The organism is uncultured Methanobrevibacter sp. (assembly GCF_902770715.1).
GTDB lineage: Archaea > Methanobacteriota > Methanobacteria > Methanobacteriales > Methanobacteriaceae > Methanocatella.
In genome coordinates this window covers 1-16,734 of the sequence record NZ_CACXTS010000030.1, presented here as the reverse complement: position 1 = coordinate 16,734, position 16,734 = coordinate 1, and the positions used below count along the sequence as shown (strand labels likewise).

The window sequence follows — 16,734 nt, the reverse complement described above, 5'->3', positions numbered from 1 at the left end:
AAAATGCGGAAAAACACTTGATAGGGACACAAACGCAGCAATTAATATTCTAAACCGCTGGTTCAACGGGGATAGCCTGAAAAAATACTTAAATTAACCTTATTAAGTGAAAATAATTCAGGAATCCCCATCCTCTATAGGATGGGGTGGTTCAAATTGATATCTCTTAATGCTTGAGTGAAAAACATGGAAAAAAGATTTTTAAAATTGAATAAGGATAAATTTGTTAACTTTAAAGACACCAAATATTATTTGCGTGGAATTATATTAAATATTATAATGTAGGGGCTAAAATTACTATACAGGCAAAATCTATTAAACTAATTTTTTTAATCAAGTTTATTATTTAACAAAGAGTGAATTATTTGAAAAAGACCTTGCGAACATGTTAATACAGCCTGCAGTTGACTTTGAATATGAGGTATCTTTCTATTTCATTAATGACAGTTTGGAATATGCATTATATGCTCCGGATAAGGACAAACGATGGGAGCTTGAAAAATATGAATTTAGCCAAATCGACAAGGAATTTGCAGAAAAATTCATTGCTTGGAATGACATTGAAAACGGAATCCAAAGAGTGGATGCCTGCAGGACAAACGATGGCGAATTGTTATTGGTGGAGCTTGAGGATTTAAACCCTTACCTCTCTATTCTTGAATTGGATGAAAAAACAAGATACGATTTCATGAATCATTTGATTATTGCTTTAAAAAACATTTGCGATTAGCCATAACTATTTCAAGGTTATTGTCTGTACTATGGGGTGTAGAGGCGAAAAGTACATTATATTTTGTAGGGTATGTGGCAAAATCTATTAACCCATTTTTTTAATAAATCCTATTTAATTTGTTATTTCATCCATGTTTTTGATAATGCTTATTGATTATTGAATAGTTTAATCAATCAGTATTTATTTAATTTTAATGAAAAATGTTCATTGTTATTATTTTTAAGGTCATTTTTCCTGTTTTTAAACATGGGGTTATATTTTTGTATTTTTCGCATACTGTCTTTTAAGGAAAATATCGTTTAATCAAACTAAATTGTAAGAATGTTAAATAAATAGAATATTTTTTTAAATTTTTAACAGTATTTTCATAAAAATTACTATTTTGATTATTTTTTTATAATTATTTATTAAAATGATTAATATATGAGTATTTATATGTTAATTTTAAATGTAATTCAATTTTTAACTTAAAAATAATATGTATTTATATATAATTAATTTTAAATATAAGTGTAATGTTTTGATTTTCTATCAAAAAATAGTATGATTATATAAAAATTAGTATAATTATTATATTTTTTGAACAAATTGGGATTTAAACAAAAAATTATTAAAAATGTATATAAAAAATGAGTATTTTTATTTAATGAGGCGATTCAATGGCTAAAGAAGATAAAAAAGTTGCAAGGCAGCGTTTTGATGAAATTATGGGTGTTGCAAAAAGGCATCATTTGGCAAGTTTATTGAAAGAGAACAAAGATGATGAAAATTTTGAGATTTCAGACTTAAGATATGCTATGGAGGAATTGGGTCCAGCATTCATTAAATTAGGTCAGCTATTGGCTACAAGACCGGATATGGTCGGTAATGAAATTGCTGATGATTTGAAATTGCTTAGGGATAATACTCCTGTAACTCCTTTTGACGAAATCAGGGAAGTTATTGAAGGGGAAATTGGACAACCATTGGAAGAAGTCTATTCTGAATTTAATGAAGAGCCTCTTGGTTCCGCATCAATCGGTCAGGTTTATAAGGCAACATTAAAAGAAAACGGTATGGATGTTGCTGTTAAAGTTCAAAAGCCAGGTATTCAGGAGGTTATTGCTCCGGATGTAGTCGTATTAAATAAAGTGGCTGGAACTGTTGACAAACATATTTCAGGATCAAGAGTATACAACTTGCCGGCAATGGCCAAAGAATTCGAAAGGTCAATTTTCAAAGAATTAAACTATATGGAAGAAGTTAAAAATATTACTAAAATTACCAACAATTTCAAAGAAGTCGATTATATTAAAATACCTGAGGTCTATCCTGAATATTGTTCTTCCAAACTCATAACTATGGAGCTCATTGATGGATATGAATTGCCGGATTTATATGACAAGGAAGTTGAAGGCATCAATAATGCAGAAATCGCTCAATACGGATGCCAATCCTACTTAAAACAAGTATTGATTGACGGATTTTTCCATGCAGACCCACACCCAGGTAACCTATTCGTAACCCATGACAATAGACTCTGTTACATTGACTTTGGAATGATGGGTGTAGTAAATGATGAGTTCAGATCAAACTTCGCTCAATTGATATTGCTCCTGTTAGATGGAAATTCACATCATTTAATCAATCAATTGCTTTACATGAAAATTATCACTCCGGAACAGAACACCGATGAATTCAGGGAGGATGTCGATGACTTATTAAATGCATACATTGGTGTTGATTTGGACCAAATGGACGGCATATTTGATGATTTGATGAATGTAATGATTAACCACAATATTGTTCTTCCAAGAGAATTTGTAATGATTGGAAGAGGAATGATACTCATTGAAGAAGCTGGAGACAAATTGGATCCTCATTTCAATCTCACAGGAGAACTTGAAAAATTCGCTAAAGACATGATTAAGTCAAAATTCGAACCAGGAAACCTTGTAGGTGGTGGATTTAACTACATTGTAGAAATTGAACACTTATTAAAAGATTTGCCTGACAGACTTAACAGCACTCTTGATAAAGTTGAAAGAGGTGAATTGGAACTGAACATGAACCATACTGGTTTGGATGATTTGAAAAACCAATTGTCAATATCATTAATTATATCTGCATTGCTTGTAGGTTCATCCATTGCAATTTTAGCAGATAAAGGTCCAAAAGTATGGGATATCTCTGCAATTGGATTTATAGGATTCGTATTCAGTGCAATTCTTGGAGCGTATCTGGTTATAACTTATATTAGGGATTAAACCTATCAAAATAATGCCATATAAAATAATTAAAATATTTGCCACGATAATATTAAAAAATTTATAATAAAAAAGGAGGAATTCACATGATAAATAATAAAATTAAATATATTTTAGTTTTGTTCATTATTTTATCTTTATCTATGAATGCTTTTAGTGCAACAAATTTCACTGATGATTCAATTGATGTCGTACTACAATCAAGCGATTCCGTAGATGAAGTTGCTGCTGATGCAGCTGATAATCAGGCTGATGATGAAACGGATGACACAACTGATGACCAAACTGGTGGTCAAGATGATACTGGTACTGGTGATGCTGGTACTGGTGGTACAAGCACAAAAGGAAATGGAACTTTTGACTTTGGTAGTTTGACAAATAGTTCTGGAAAAGGAAATGGAACTTTTGACTTTGGTAGTTTGACAAATCGTTCAGGAAATGGAACTTCATCTTTTGATTTTGGTAGTTTGACAAATCGTACTGGAAATGGATCTTCATTTGACTTTGGAAGTCTTATTGATATCTTCAGTAAATTAATGGGTGGCAATAACACAACTAATGCAACTAATACAACAAATCCTGCTGCTGAAACTCATTCTGATGTAAGTAATGTTCCTAGAGTTGTAACAAGCACTTCTTATGTTCCTGTTTCATACCATCCTGTAGAGAAACATGCTCAACATATTATCCAAAGACTTAGGGATAATCAAACAATATGTAAAGGAGATGCTTTGAAACTTGATGGTGTTAACAAGTTGTATGAGTCTGATTTTACAAATGGGCATTTATTAGTGTATGTTGATGGTAAATTAGTATTTAATGAAATTACTGGTGATGATTTAGATACTCCAATATTCTGGATTACCGATGATTATCTGGGTCAACATCAAATTTCAGTAGAATTTACTGCTAATGGAAATTCAAATACTAATACCTATACAGAGGATGTTTTAATCATATAACATCCTATTTTTCTATTTTTTTTTAAATTCGAGTCAAATAATTATTTTTCTAACTAGCAATAAGCGTTTAATATCTATTTTTTAAAATAAAATTATTTTCACTAAATTTTAAGAAGTTTAGTCTCTTTCTACCATATACTCTATGATTAAGAAAACACCCAATACTGCACTGAAAACAAAACCGATTAATCCGACTCCTGACATGCCGAATAATTTAGGGCCTGCATTGCCTATAATGGCCAATGATGATCCAATAATCAATGAGGATATAATCAATGCTACGGATAATTGGTTGGTCAATTGACTAATCTCTTCATGTTTTAGTTTTACTTCAATATCCCCTTCTTCTAGTTTAGATACTGTACTTCTAACTGTGTCGGGCAAATCTTTTGCCAAATGTTCTAACTGCAATAGATAGTTTAAACTAACTTTGCCCATTCTTTTTGGTTTGTATTTATTTGTTATTATTTGACGGGATAAGCTTCTCAATTCAGTAGCGGCATTGAAGTTAGGGTCTAACTTTTTACCGGTGTCCTCCACAAGGGCTATTCCTCGCCCTATCATAACAAATTCTTTTGGAAGAATAACATTATTTTTAACCATTACGTTCAGCAGATCTTTCAGTGCACCATCCATATTCCTTAATTCCGCCCCATAATACAAATTCATTAAATCATCAATATCCGCTCGCAATTCAGGAGTATTTTGTGCGGGTGTGATGATGCCCATATAGATTAATTGATGGATTATATTGTTTGTGTTGCCACTTATTAACAATAATATTAATTCTGCCAAATCTTCTTTAAAGTCTTCATTTAAAATGCCCATCATTCCAGCATCAATATAGCATAGTTTCTTATCTTCTGTCACAATTAGATTTCCAGGATGAGGGTCGGCATGGAAAAAACCATCAAGCATTATTTGTTTAAAATAAGATTTGACGCCATAGCTTGCTATTTTTTTCTTATCAATGTCGGGGTAATCATTTTCGATCAAATCTGTAACTTTAACGCCTGTTATCAATTCCATTGTAATTACTTTTTCAGAACAGTAGTCAAGATATACCTCAGGTATTTTTATATAAGCAATGCTTCTGAAGTTTCTTGAAAGATTTTGGAGGTTCATTGATTCTTCTAAAAAATTAATTTCTTTGAAAATTGACCTTTCAAATTCACTAACCATTGCCGGCAGGTTGTAGGTTCTTGTAACGGATATGTATTTGTTCATCCGTTCCGCTAAGAATTTCATTATTTTAACATCGGATTCAATAATTTCACGTGAATTTGGTTTTAGAACTTTAACTGCCACTTCTTCTTTATTGCTTTTTAATTTAGCCCTATATACTTGACCTATTGATGCTGAACCAAGTGGATTTTCATCAAAGTCTGAAAATATTTCTTCTAATGGGCTGCCAAGTTCTTCTTCAATCAATTCTTTCATTTCATTGAATGGTGTTGTTGGTGTGTTATCTCTCAATTTTTGAAGCTCGTTGGCAATTTCAATTCCAACTAAATCTGGACGGGTGCTTAACATTTGGCCTAATTTAATATATGCGGGACCTAGTTGTTCTAATACTTTGCGCATTCGTATTGGTGCGGTTTCATCTAGATAGGTCTCTTCTTTTTCAGCCTTTCGATTCCTAAGGAAGGGAAATTTTCTAAAAAAAGTATTTTCTTCTATCAAATATCCAAAATCATTGTCCTTAAGAACTTTGTAGATTTCATTTATTCTCTTGATATTTTCATTTCTACTGTTGGCTTTGACTTTCATTAATTAAAAGTAGTAAAAAGTAGCATATATTATTTTAGAATTTTTCTAAAATTCTTGCATACACTACTTTTAAGTCATCATCCGATTTCTCGTAAATTCTTTTTAGGATTAATTCTGGTGTACTTTTTGCAAGGAAATTCATTTTGGGAGTTCTATCTACAATTAAATTGTAATTTTCATCTAATCCTTTAGCTTCAATACCGTCTACACGGATATTTGTATAATTCATTAATTCACGAGCCATATGAGTAACAATTACTCCATAAGAATCTGATTCCTTTATCATGTCTATGAATGTAGATATGATTTTAACTGCTGCATCAAGTTCGGTTATTCCTTCAAGTTCATCTAGAAGCACTAATTTTTTGCTATTTGTGGTGACGATTGGTATGAACACGTTTAAGAATGATTCAAATGCTCCAGCATCAAGAGATCTTTTCTTTGAAAAGTGATAAATCTCATCAAATAATTTAATTTCAGCATAATCCGCACTTACTGGAAGTCCCATTTGGGCCATTATTGATATTTGTGTTAATGTTTCAAGAAGGGTGGTTTTACCACCGCTATTTGCACCTGTTAAAAGTGCTATATTTTCGTCTTTTGTTAATTGATAATCCACTTTTTGAATATATTCTTCATCTTTTTTAAGAGCCAATTCTAGATGCAATGCTCCTTTTAATTTTATTTCATCACTGAATTCCGGTCTGCATAATCCATATTCATATGCAAAGCTGCCTAAACTGAATTCATAGTCAAATTTAATTGCATCTTCAACTTCTTTGATAGCTTTGCTTTTTATTGAGTTTAATTCAATTGCAGCACTTTTTTTGATATCAAATATGTCATTCTCTTTTTTGGAAGATTGTTCAAGGGTCACTCTTTGAATTTCTGAATCATCAATTTGTATTGGGTAGGTCCTTAAGAATGGGTCGAAACTTAATCCGGTTTTTTCACGGATAATTTCTTTTCTTTTATTTATAATTTCGTCAAATATTTTACTAATCTTCGGTGGGAAGTTATTGTTTAATAGGTTAAGAATTTCATCTCCTTCAAGATCAACTTGTTTAATGGATTTTTCTAATTCATTATCCATATCATCTTTTAGAGAATAAACAAGTTTTTCAATATCCACTTCCCGTTTATCAATTATATTAAGCTCATTGATAATTGGAATGATGTCTCCGAGCACACTTTCTTGATTTCTAATCTTTTGTATTTCGTGAACCTTTGAGAACAACTCTTTGTTTTGAATAAAGAAGTTGATAATTTTTTCAGGAACAATTTCATAATCATTATCTTCAATGTTTATCATTACAAGGTTGGGCATCCCTTCAAAGTCAAGTATTCCCTGCGAATAAACATAGAACACTAAATCATAATTCATTATCTCTTCTTTGAGTAATGGGGAATCGCTTGCAGTAATAATTGGATAATACTGGTTCAGTCCTAAATCAGTAAGGTAGGAATTATCCTCTTCACTTTCAACAAGAATGGCTTTGCTCGGATCATATTCAGGTTTGGCTTCTTCGACTTCTTTTAGATTTTTCATCAATCCTCTCAATTTGATAATTGGAAGTTGTGAAACGTGATTTTTTGCATTCATTACAAAATCAAGCTGTGAATTAATTTTATCTATGTCTTTTGATGGGGAAAGTAATAAGATTCTATTTTTAGAATATGTTGTGTTGGAATAAGACAAAATTTTGCTTATGATATCTTCATAAAGTTCCATTGCCCTATCGCTTTTTATAAACTCATATTCTTGGTTGTTCAATAATTGGTTCATTATTTCAATAGCTTTTCTTTGGCTTATGCCTTCTACATTTGCTATTTTTTCAACATCAACATTATCAACTATTTTTTGGAGTTCTTCTTCTCCCCCAACACTGTTAATGATTTTTTCAGAGATTTTATCGCCGATTCCTTTAATGTTTTGCAATGTAATTTTGTCCCCATTCATTTTTACCAAACCCCTTCATACAACTTAGTATTCTTTTTAATATATATTCAACATTGCCGAGAGCATTTGAAAAGTAATATTTAGTAGTTGCCCCTCATATTTTTAGGACTAATTTTTAAAAGTTCTTTTTCATTAAGTTCATTATTCAATGCCAAATTGTAAATATCGGCCATTTTAGAATAATCATCGTCTTTATATCGCCCATCAATCGAAAAATTAGAAAAGCCGATTTCCTTCAAGTGGGATATTTCGCTGAGCAGTGAAAGTTCGCAATCGCTGAATATTATCAATTCCTCGCCGGAAATGCTTTTATGAATTGGATGTTTATTATTGTTCAAATCGATTAAACTGTTTTTATAATCTGTTTTAAGTTCTTTTTTGCTGAGTAAAGAATATCTTGTTTTCATTAGTTCAACAGAACCCTGCACCAATATTTCTATTTTCTCCGGATTTTTACAGTATTTCATGATTTCCTCATAATCCCTTTTTCTGAGTTCAGGAGATATTGTTAGGATTTTATAGTTTTCAAGGCTGTTTATTGTTGCGGTATTTGAAATGTTCATTGAGTAGGGTCCATATTCTCCATTGAAGCAATTGCTCATAATTGGCAGGTTATAATTCATTTTATTTAAAATGCCCCTAACTTTGTTTAAAACTTTTATCAGTTTGTCATGAGCAATATCCGGCCATTTCCAAATCAATTCATAGTCTTTATCATAGGAAATATCCTGGGCTTCTTTAATAAAGTTAATCATATGGTTTAAGTTATGTTGGGGTTGTGAGGAAATATCCAAATCATCATCTTTTGGTGGGATTTCCAGATATACTCTTTTGACATTTTGGATGTTCCTTAAATGATTCAGATTAGTTGTATAAAACGAAATGCTTGGCTTTGTTTCTTCAAGGTTTGCTTTTTCATGCTTAATTTTGATTTTTTTATATTTGTGAGTGTATAGGCTAATCACTTCATGTTCTAGTTTTTCAAATAGGTTTCTTCTAAGTTCGTTGATTTTGCTTATTGGTATAAATAATGTTCCGTCGTAATTAATGTTAATTTGTATAATCTGGAAAGGATAATTGTCCACTTTTGAAAGTTGCTTTTTGATGGTTTCCCTATCAACGCTCTTTTTGATTGGCTTTTCGAAAGGAGCATTCCCTATAACTTCGCACTCAACTTCTTTCCTGTTGGCCAGTGTTAATTTTCCTTTGAGTTTTGGAAACTTGTTTTTGATTGAGAACGTTAAGACCAATTTGGATTTAACGTAGCTATTGCCTTTTGTTTCGATTTCTTTTACTTTTTTGGATAATGAATTTCTTTTGGTTAAATAAACGGCGGATTCATTCAGGTTAAATGTGCTTTTTTTATTTTGCCATACTTTTTTAACAATCAGAACCTTATTTTTCCGACTCAAATCCTTAATCTGTTTGTTTTTGCCTTTTTGGAAGTGGTTTAAGGTGGTTATTATTGGATTTTGGGATATCTCTAGTCCGTAATCATTGTTATTTTTAATTATTAGCAGTCCATCACCTTTTTCAGGAATGCTCTGTATTGAATCATTTAGTCTGATTGCAATCTGATTTTTGCTGCTTGAAATTACTTTTCCAATTTTAAGCCCAATATGCCCCGCACGCATGCTTCTTTTCGAGGAATTGTTGAATTGCCCTTGGCTGAATCCTCTGTTAAATACCAAATTTATTTCTTCACTTTCGAGTTTCTTTCCGCTTTTCAATTTGTTCAACGCTTTTCTGTAATTGCTTACCACAACAGCCAGGTATTCTTTGCTGCGCATTCTTCCTTCAATCTTAATGCAGCTGATGTTTAACTCAGAAATTTCTTTTAGCTGGCCGAATAGGCTTAAATCGCATGGTGATAGGTAGTAATCTTGCTTTTTTATTCCTTCAATTTTATATTTTTGGCGACAAGGCTGAGCGCAGGTTCCTCTGTTCCCACTTCTACCTCCTTTGAAACTGCTCATTAAGCACTGTCCTGAATAGGAATAACATAATGCGCCGTGGGCGAATATTTCAAGTTCCATATTGGTATTCAATGATTTGATTTCATCTTTTCTCATTTCACGGGGAAGAACCACTCTCTTAACGCCCTTGCTTTCAAGATAATTTAATTTCAGCTGGTTTTCACATGTCAGTTGGGTTGATGCATGAATCTTTAAATTGGGCAGATATTCATTAATCAGTTCTATCAGTCCCAAATCTTGCACCAAAACAGCATCCACACCTATTGCATATAACTTTGATAAGTAATCAACAACGCTTTCCAATTCATCCTCTTTAATTAATGTATTGACAGTGATGTAAACTTTAACATTGTGCATGTGGGCAATGTTTACTGCTTCGCCAATTTCATCTAATGTGAAGTTTTCAGCAAATTTGCGCGCCCCATAGTTTTTTCCAGATAGATAAACAGAGCTGGCACCGGCATTAATTGCAACTTTCAGATGTTCCATAGATCCGACCGGTGCAAGCAATTCAGGAATTCTCATTATTTGTCCTCGTGTAGTCTGCCTTCAATATAATTGCCTTTGTTTATGTAGGATTGTGACAGGTCCATTATTTGGTATTTGTATTTGGTTAACTCTTCTTGGTCTTTGTTTTTAAGACTTTCATTATAAATTGATAGAATTTGTGAAGTGTATTTCTCATTTGAATATCTGCAATCGAGAATAAGTGAATCCAATCCCATTTCCCTGATTTCATTTATTTCTTCAATTAGACATAAGCAGTCTTTGTTGATGATGTGGCTTTGTCTGTTGTAGTCGAAAAATACTTTATATTTGAATTTTTTCCTTTTTTTATCTTCTAAAATAGCATAATCAGCATCATTGGAGATAATAAAGTCTTTCCCATCATTTAAGTTAGTGAAGTCATCTTTGCTTACAATAACTTCCAAGTTTCCATTAACAATCATTTCCAGGTCTATGTTTCGGTCATGATTCCTTTTAACGACTTCTTTAATTTCCCTTCCTGAAAGTTCGGAAGATAATATTAGTGATTTGAATCCTGATGCATTCAAATCATGCACGCAGAAACTATTCCAGACGTTCAAGTTATGATTTCCATAAATCGGACAATCGAATATCTCACCCATTCCAGGGAAGTCCCCCATTACTGAGATGATGATTCCTTCGTCTTCAAGTTCCTTTATGATTTCATTGCATTTTATTGCATCCTCTTCAGAGATGAAAGATGATAAAACCCAAACGAATTCTGAAGGGGAAGCCATGAGACTTCCTTTTTTCAGGGTCTCTTTGATATTTTCGAAGTAATCCTCAGGATTGTTATAGTGGCAATTTCCATCAAAATAAATTCTTTTTATGTCAAATCCTGAAGCGGCTTTGATTTGGGAAATATCATCAATGAATATTGATAATTTTGGAGTTTTTTTCTTAATCTTTCCTTCGTTATTTTCGTAATCTTCAAAGAATTTAGTTAAGTTTTTACGCACGGCCTTAATGGATTTTTTAGTTGGCTTATAGTGTTTCTCCAATAAGTCTGTAGCTGTATCCAATATTTCACGTCTGATTTGGTTAATCTCACGAATTGGTATGAAGATATCTTTCGGCATGTTATTAAAACGGATATTGTCTATGTAAAATGGTGTTCCGCCAGTCTTTTTAAGTTGTTTTTCAATAGTTTCTTCTGTCACTGGCTTGTTTTTAGCTTTTTCGAATTTATCTAATGTTTTATGCCTGAAATTGATTAGTTCATCATCCAGATAATATTCAACTTTGGTAAACAGGTTCAAATCTTCATCCCATGTTAGAGATAACTTAAGGGGCACATTATTTTTTATGGTTTCCTTTTCAAATTGCTTTAAATAGTCATGTGTTGATTTGGAATAGCTGATGAATACCTCTGTTCCAACTTTAACAAGACGGGTGGTGTCAATGATGATTTCATTTTCATCCTGCTTTATGATGTTTTCCAAATAGATTCCTTTAATCTTGCCGTTGTATTTGAATGCGATTCCATCTCCAGGCTCTAAAATAACTGGAATATCCTTGTTTTTAATTTCAATAGTGACTTTAGTGTCCTCTATGTGGGTAATGTCTCCTATGTACAAACCTTCATGGCCTGAATGGCCTCTGCCCATTACCTGTCCGGGCTTATCCCCCATCATGTATCCGTCGGTGAACTGTCTGTTAAAGACAAGATGCAAATCTTTCTTATAATCTCCAGTGTTTCCGTCAATAAGATTTCGGTAGCTGTTAGTGATGGTTCCGATATAGTCGCCGGATTTCATCCTGCCTTCCAGTTTAAGGGATTTGACCCCCGCATCTGAAATTTCATTTAAATGATTGTAAGTTGCAAGGTCATGAGTTGAAAGCAGGTATCCGTTTCCTATATTGTAGCCTCGGTATTTTAAGCGATATTCCCTTCTGCATGGCTGTGCGCAGGCTCCCCTGTTCCCGCTTCTTCCACTGTTGTATGAGGACATATAGCATTTTCCACTAACGCAGTAACATAGTGCTCCGTGGCCGAAAACTTCAATATCCATATCTATATTGTCCTTTTTAAGTTTGTCATGGGTTTCTCTGATTTGGGTGATGTTGACTTCCCTTGGTAAAACCACTCTTTTAATATTGTTTTTTGAAGCCCATTTGATGGATGAATAATTGTTCAATCCCATTTGGGTTGATGCATGAACTTCCAAATCAGGTATAAATGTTTTTAGAAGCCATATTAATCCGAAATCCTGAACAATAACTGCATCCACTCCTATTTTATATAATTCAAATAAGTATTTTAAGACATCCACAATCTCAAAGTTATTGACTAATGTATTGACTGTAACGTGTACTTTAGCACCATTTAAATGAGCATAATTGACAGCCTTTTTGATTTCGTCCATTGTAAAATTTTTGGCATACGCTCTTGCGCCGTAATTTTGTCCTGCAATATAAACTGCATCAGCGCCGGCATTAACAGCAATAACCAATACATCATATGATCCCGCCGGAGCTAATAATTCTTCTAAAACCATTTTGTTTTTACACCTTGACCATTTATTCATTATTCTTTTTGTAATTAATTATATATTAAATTAAAACATATTCTATTTTATGTACATAGTATTTGAAGGCATTGACGGTGCGGGAAAATCAACCCAAATCAAATTATTGAAAGAATGGTTAGAGGCTAATGGATTTAGTGTTGAAACATTGGTGGAACCAACAGATTCGGAAGTTGGAAAACTTATCAGAAAAATGTTGCAGCACCCAGATGCACAATCGGACAAGTTCCAAATGACATTAGGCCTTCTTTTTGCAGCAGATAGGATGTTGATTATGGATAAATTGGAGGATGAATCAAAAATTTTCATTTCAGACAGATCATTTATTTCATCTCTTGCATATCAAAAACATGCCGATTGGATTGAAGTTTTAAATAAATATGCTAAAAAACCAGATTTATTAATTTTGCTTGATTTGGATGTTGCTAAATCTGTATCAAGGACATCTGGTAAAGATGCCTTTGAAAATGAGGAATTTTTAACAGGTGTTAAAGAAAACTATTTAAAATTAGCCAAGAAATTCACCTGTGAGATTATAGATGCTAATAATGGAGTAAATAAAGTGTCTTCCGACATAAAAAAAGCTGTTGCGCCGTATGTTGGGCTTTGTCCTGATTGCATACTTTAAATTAATATTATTTAGATTAAAATATTTTGTAATTGCTTTTTCTGGGAATAATGTCAATAATTTCAATGTTATGATTCTTTTCGGAAATATAAAAAATTATTCTGTAATTTCCAACTCTTGCTCGACGACATTTAGGGCATTTAGTACTAGTTAACTCCTTAAATTCGGTATCATATGGATTAATTAAAATTTCATAATACTTCCTGGTTATTCGAAGTAATAATTTTTTGTTATTTTTATGTTTTTTAAAAAATTTTTTAACACGGTCATGTTCAAATAGTTGGTATGTCATTTTTTAAGCTCATTTTCTAATTTTGATATTCTTTTTTCCAAATCAGATAATGTAATTTCAGACACATTATTTAAATTTCCATTTTCAAAGTTTTCTATGTCTTTATTATATAATTCCGCTTCCTTTTCATTAAACTCTTCATTTTCGCGATAGTAATTAATTAAAAAGGTTATAACATCATTAAAAGTATCATTTTTTGATGCTAATTCGGATAATAACTCATGGGTTTCTTCTGAAATTTTAATGGTTTTAGTCATCATTGAAATCACCAATTTATAGTATACTAAGTATACTATAAATAATTTTCTAAATGATTTTAAACCAATTGATTTTTTAAATTATTAATTATTATCCAGTTAATATGTAAAATTAGAATGTTTATAAAGTTTTTGTTAGAAATAATGTCAATTTAATATTTAAATAACAATTTTACAATGTAAAATCAATTACATTAAAAATAATAAAAAAATAAGTTAAGGAAATTATTTATTTCCTTCTAATTCTGCTAATCTTTCACGAATGGCATTTTCTAAAAAGTCTCTTGCTTTTACAAGCTCATCATATTCTCCAATTATTTTTGGACCCCATTCAGTTTGTTCTAATTTAATATCGAATTTTTCGAATGCATGAGCAAGCATAGCTTCGCCGACACCATTTGGTATGCCCATTTCGAATTCTTCTTTTTCTTCCACCATTTAGTTTTCCTCCATGTATTCTCTTACCGGAGCAAAGAATTCAATTAAGAAATCTTTAATTCCATTTTTTAAATCCATTGGATGTAAGTTGCCTTCACTAAAGTCTTTGATTAACTCGTCGTGTGTAAGTTCGATGTCGCCACCGAATTTTTCAGGCCTTTTAATAAGTAAAGTATCTTGATTTGGGAATACAAATGTTTCTGCAATTTCAATCATAGGATTTCCTTCAATTTCACCTTGTGGGCAGAAACTCTTCTTGATTTTTTTAGTGATTACTTCAACTGAATCATCTACTGCAATGTAGTTTCCTTTACTTGATGACATTTTAGCGTCACCGTCAAGGCCATGCAATAATGGGGTGTGGATACATACAGGAACGTTTTCATCGATTTTTTCTAGATTTTCACGTGCCAACATTTGTATTTTCCTTTGTTCCATTCCACCAAGAGCAATATCTACATTTAATGCAGCCATATCTACAGTTTGCATAATCGGATAAATAACGCTAGCTACTTTCGGATTGTCGTCTGCACGACTTACTTGATCCATACTTCTTCTAGCTCTTTTTAAAGTAGTCATTGTAGCTAATTGATAAACTTTGTCAGTATAATCAGGTTCTAATTGGAATGATGAACCTAAAACATATTCGGTTGTTTCATCAAGGCCAAGAGCTTGGAAACATTTTTTGTTATATTCTGCAGTTTCTGCAATTTCTTCAATAGTTCCTTTTCCATTTAAAAATGCATGGTAATCCGCTAAAAGGATTTTAATTTTAAAACCTAAGCTCTGCAATTGTTTGAGTTTTTGCACAGTTACAGCATGTCCCAAATGGATTTTTCCTGAAGGTTCATAACCTGTGTAAGCTATAGGTTCGTCTTTTGCAAGAACTTCTTTTAATTCATCGGTATCTATAACTTCTAGGGTTCCTTCTTCGATTAACTGAATTTTTTCTTCGATATTCATTTTATCACTTAGCTAATTAAATAAATGTTATTGTCAATTCTAATAAGTTTCACTTCATCTCCGACATTAAATTTGGCATATTCATCCTTCATGTCCAAATCAACAGCGGAATAATCAATCGGATCTAAAATCTGCATGATTTGTGGAGATTTTGAAATGACTGTAGTGGTTTCTATTTCATCGGATTTTTTAACTACTTCAACATCTTCCATGTTTTTCATTGGGATGTTATGTTTCTTGTTTGTTGAAATTTCCTCTCCTACAAGGCTGTTTTTACCAATGCTATGCACATATAAAATCTTATTTTCAAATTTGATAAAGTCTCCCATTTCAAACTCGGGAATTCTAATTGAAATCCAAATTCTGTAAAGCCCTTTTCCGGTTGATTTGTCTTCACTAATCAGCCTTGGAGATTCTTTAATTACTCCTCCAAATTCTTCTTTCAGCGCTTCAACAACTTTACGTCCGGATTTTAAAGAGCCGATATAATAATCATAACCTTCTTTTAACTTGGCGATTTGCGGGCAATATGCTAGTTTATCAGTTTTTGACTGTTTAATCAAAGTTCTTTCAACAATTTCATCTGCTTTAGCATATTCTTCAGCTTTAATTTCTCTGTTGTCTGCTCTGAATTGGATAACTGATTCATAGTAACCTGATTGTATTTTGCTGCATGTTGGACAAACAGTTTTTAGGATTTTTACTTCAGTATCCTGAGTGTCTTCAATTTGAGTCCCTTCAACTTCTCCAGTAATTTCAACAGTACATTCGGCTATTGTACCTTTCATCTGATTGATTCCGAGGGTAACATGCTCATTTGAGACTTCATCAGCTATTTTTATGTTTCTTTCGAGCGCTCTGTAAATGATTTCTTCTTCAGGGATGAACTCTTCTGACCATTTTCCCTCTTCAAGCTTGCTGTTGCAATGGCTGCAGATTTGAACTTCTATTCTGTTTGGTAGTTCAAGCATCTGAAAATCTTTTAAAAAACAGTCTATGCAGATGTCTCCAACCATCTTTTTATCAGTACTTCCGCACTCCGGACAAAACATAATATCAATAAAAATAAGAAAAAAGGTAGGTTTATAATGATTTTAAAGGTGCTGTTGCACCGCATGCAGCACATTTAAGTAAGAATATTCTACCTTCTCTGATAATTCTAGTATCTGGTCTGTTACATTCGTGGCAAATTACGTATTTGTCTACATAATCCTCAATTCTTTCGTTAATTAAGTAATGTGTAAATTTACCTTGTAAAATTGCTCTTTGACCTTCAATATTTCCTGCAGTACCTAATTCCCTCATTAAGAACTTCAATAAATGTTGCGGATCTCTGTTTAAACCTTCTGCAACGTCTTTAAAGTTTTTAATGAATGTTCTATTACCTTGGATATCTGAATAAGCTTTAGGAATTTTGAATCTTTTGTGTTCAAATACTTCAGGAGGTAATTGG

General features: G+C 32.3%; 14 protein-coding genes. 4 read left to right on the top strand and 10 right to left on the bottom strand.

Features of this window, described 5'->3' with window-relative positions:
• Positions 1–385: 385 nt before the first annotated feature.
• The 3 genes from QZU81_RS08645 (at position 386) to QZU81_RS08635 (ending at position 3,941) form a co-directional block, all read left to right on the top strand.
• Positions 386–730 carry a hypothetical protein gene (locus QZU81_RS08645; RefSeq protein WP_295591280.1) on the top strand — a complete coding sequence of 115 codons (345 nt, stop codon included), beginning with the start codon at positions 386–388 and terminating at the stop codon, positions 728–730.
• Between the two features lie 662 nt (positions 731–1,392).
• Positions 1,393–2,979: an AarF/ABC1/UbiB kinase family protein gene (locus tag QZU81_RS08640; RefSeq protein ID WP_295591278.1), complete on the top strand. Its 1,587-nt coding sequence runs from the start codon at positions 1,393–1,395 to the stop codon at positions 2,977–2,979.
• Between the two features lie 143 nt (positions 2,980–3,122).
• On the top strand, positions 3,123–3,941 hold the full coding sequence (locus QZU81_RS08635; RefSeq protein ID WP_295591276.1) for a hypothetical protein: 819 nt from the start codon (positions 3,123–3,125) through the stop codon (positions 3,939–3,941).
• Between the two features lie 117 nt (positions 3,942–4,058).
• Here QZU81_RS08635 and QZU81_RS08630 read toward each other — a convergent pair whose 3' ends face one another.
• The 4 genes from QZU81_RS08630 to QZU81_RS08615 form a co-directional block, all read right to left on the bottom strand.
• Positions 4,059–5,711, bottom strand: a complete 1,653-nt coding sequence (locus QZU81_RS08630) for an AarF/ABC1/UbiB kinase family protein (RefSeq protein WP_295591274.1) — start codon at positions 5,709–5,711, stop codon at positions 4,059–4,061.
• A gap of 34 nt (positions 5,712–5,745) precedes the next feature.
• Positions 5,746–7,671, bottom strand: a complete 1,926-nt coding sequence (locus QZU81_RS08625) for an endonuclease MutS2 (protein WP_295591272.1) — start codon at positions 7,669–7,671, stop codon at positions 5,746–5,748.
• Positions 7,672–7,751: 80 nt separating this feature from the next.
• Positions 7,752–10,172 (bottom strand): U32 family peptidase, encoded by a 2,421-nt coding sequence (locus QZU81_RS08620; RefSeq protein ID WP_295591270.1) that lies wholly within the window; start codon positions 10,170–10,172, stop codon positions 7,752–7,754.
• Positions 10,172–12,673 carry a U32 family peptidase gene (locus QZU81_RS08615; RefSeq protein WP_295591268.1) on the bottom strand — a complete coding sequence of 834 codons (2,502 nt, stop codon included), beginning with the start codon at positions 12,671–12,673 and terminating at the stop codon, positions 10,172–10,174. Before QZU81_RS08615 ends, QZU81_RS08620 begins: the two co-directional genes overlap by 1 nt.
• Positions 12,674–12,752: 79 nt before the next feature.
• On the opposite strand from QZU81_RS08615, the gene tmk reads away from it, so the two are divergent.
• Positions 12,753–13,331, top strand: coding sequence for a dTMP kinase (gene tmk, locus QZU81_RS08610; protein ID WP_292823812.1), 579 nt, complete (start codon positions 12,753–12,755; stop codon positions 13,329–13,331).
• Between the two features lie 16 nt (positions 13,332–13,347).
• On the opposite strand, the gene QZU81_RS10930 is transcribed toward tmk, so the two are convergent.
• The 6 genes from QZU81_RS10930 to QZU81_RS08585 all read right to left on the bottom strand — a co-directional run.
• Positions 13,348–13,623, bottom strand: a complete 276-nt coding sequence (locus QZU81_RS10930) for a type II toxin-antitoxin system RelE/ParE family toxin (protein ID WP_366514682.1) — start codon at positions 13,621–13,623, stop codon at positions 13,348–13,350.
• Positions 13,620–13,883 carry a hypothetical protein gene (locus QZU81_RS08605; protein WP_292823809.1) on the bottom strand — a complete coding sequence of 88 codons (264 nt, stop codon included), beginning with the start codon at positions 13,881–13,883 and terminating at the stop codon, positions 13,620–13,622. Before QZU81_RS08605 ends, QZU81_RS10930 begins: the two co-directional genes overlap by 4 nt.
• Before the next feature lie 222 nt (positions 13,884–14,105).
• Entirely contained in the window at positions 14,106–14,315 is a 210-nt protein-coding gene (locus QZU81_RS08600; protein ID WP_342764270.1) for a hypothetical protein, read from the bottom strand.
• Between the two features lie 3 nt (positions 14,316–14,318).
• Positions 14,319–15,281, bottom strand: coding sequence for a tyrosine--tRNA ligase (locus QZU81_RS08595; RefSeq protein ID WP_295591263.1), 963 nt, complete (start codon positions 15,279–15,281; stop codon positions 14,319–14,321).
• Positions 15,282–15,289: 8 nt separating this feature from the next.
• On the bottom strand, positions 15,290–16,333 hold the full coding sequence (locus QZU81_RS08590; RefSeq protein WP_295591261.1) for a 60S ribosomal export protein NMD3: 1,044 nt from the start codon (positions 16,331–16,333) through the stop codon (positions 15,290–15,292).
• Positions 16,334–16,364: 31 nt separating this feature from the next.
• Positions 16,365–16,734 (bottom strand): translation initiation factor IF-2 subunit beta (locus tag QZU81_RS08585; RefSeq protein ID WP_295591259.1); only part of this gene is annotated, 370 nt, incomplete at its 5' end.

Bases quoted from the DNA above. Each gene is read 5' to 3' on its own strand.
- QZU81_RS08645 (WP_295591280.1), top strand. From the start codon at position 386: ATGTTAATACAGCCTGCAGTTGACTTTGAATATGAGGTATCTTTCTAT.
- QZU81_RS08640 (WP_295591278.1), top strand. From the start codon at position 1,393: ATGGCTAAAGAAGATAAAAAAGTTGCAAGGCAGCGTTTTGATGAAATT.
- QZU81_RS08635 (WP_295591276.1), top strand. From the start codon at position 3,123: ATGAATGCTTTTAGTGCAACAAATTTCACTGATGATTCAATTGATGTC.
- QZU81_RS08630 (WP_295591274.1), bottom strand. From the start codon at position 5,711: ATGAAAGTCAAAGCCAACAGTAGAAATGAAAATATCAAGAGAATAAAT.
- QZU81_RS08625 (WP_295591272.1), bottom strand. From the start codon at position 7,671: ATGAATGGGGACAAAATTACATTGCAAAACATTAAAGGAATCGGCGAT.
- QZU81_RS08620 (WP_295591270.1), bottom strand. From the start codon at position 10,172: ATGAGAATTCCTGAATTGCTTGCACCGGTCGGATCTATGGAACATCTG.
- QZU81_RS08615 (WP_295591268.1), bottom strand. From the start codon at position 12,673: ATGGTTTTAGAAGAATTATTAGCTCCGGCGGGATCATATGATGTATTG.
- tmk (WP_292823812.1), top strand. From the start codon at position 12,753: ATGTACATAGTATTTGAAGGCATTGACGGTGCGGGAAAATCAACCCAA.
- QZU81_RS10930 (WP_366514682.1), bottom strand. From the start codon at position 13,623: ATGACATACCAACTATTTGAACATGACCGTGTTAAAAAATTTTTTAAA.
- QZU81_RS08605 (WP_292823809.1), bottom strand. From the start codon at position 13,883: ATGATGACTAAAACCATTAAAATTTCAGAAGAAACCCATGAGTTATTA.
- QZU81_RS08595 (WP_295591263.1), bottom strand. From the start codon at position 15,281: ATGAATATCGAAGAAAAAATTCAGTTAATCGAAGAAGGAACCCTAGAA.
- QZU81_RS08590 (WP_295591261.1), bottom strand. From the start codon at position 16,333: ATGTTTTGTCCGGAGTGCGGAAGTACTGATAAAAAGATGGTTGGAGAC.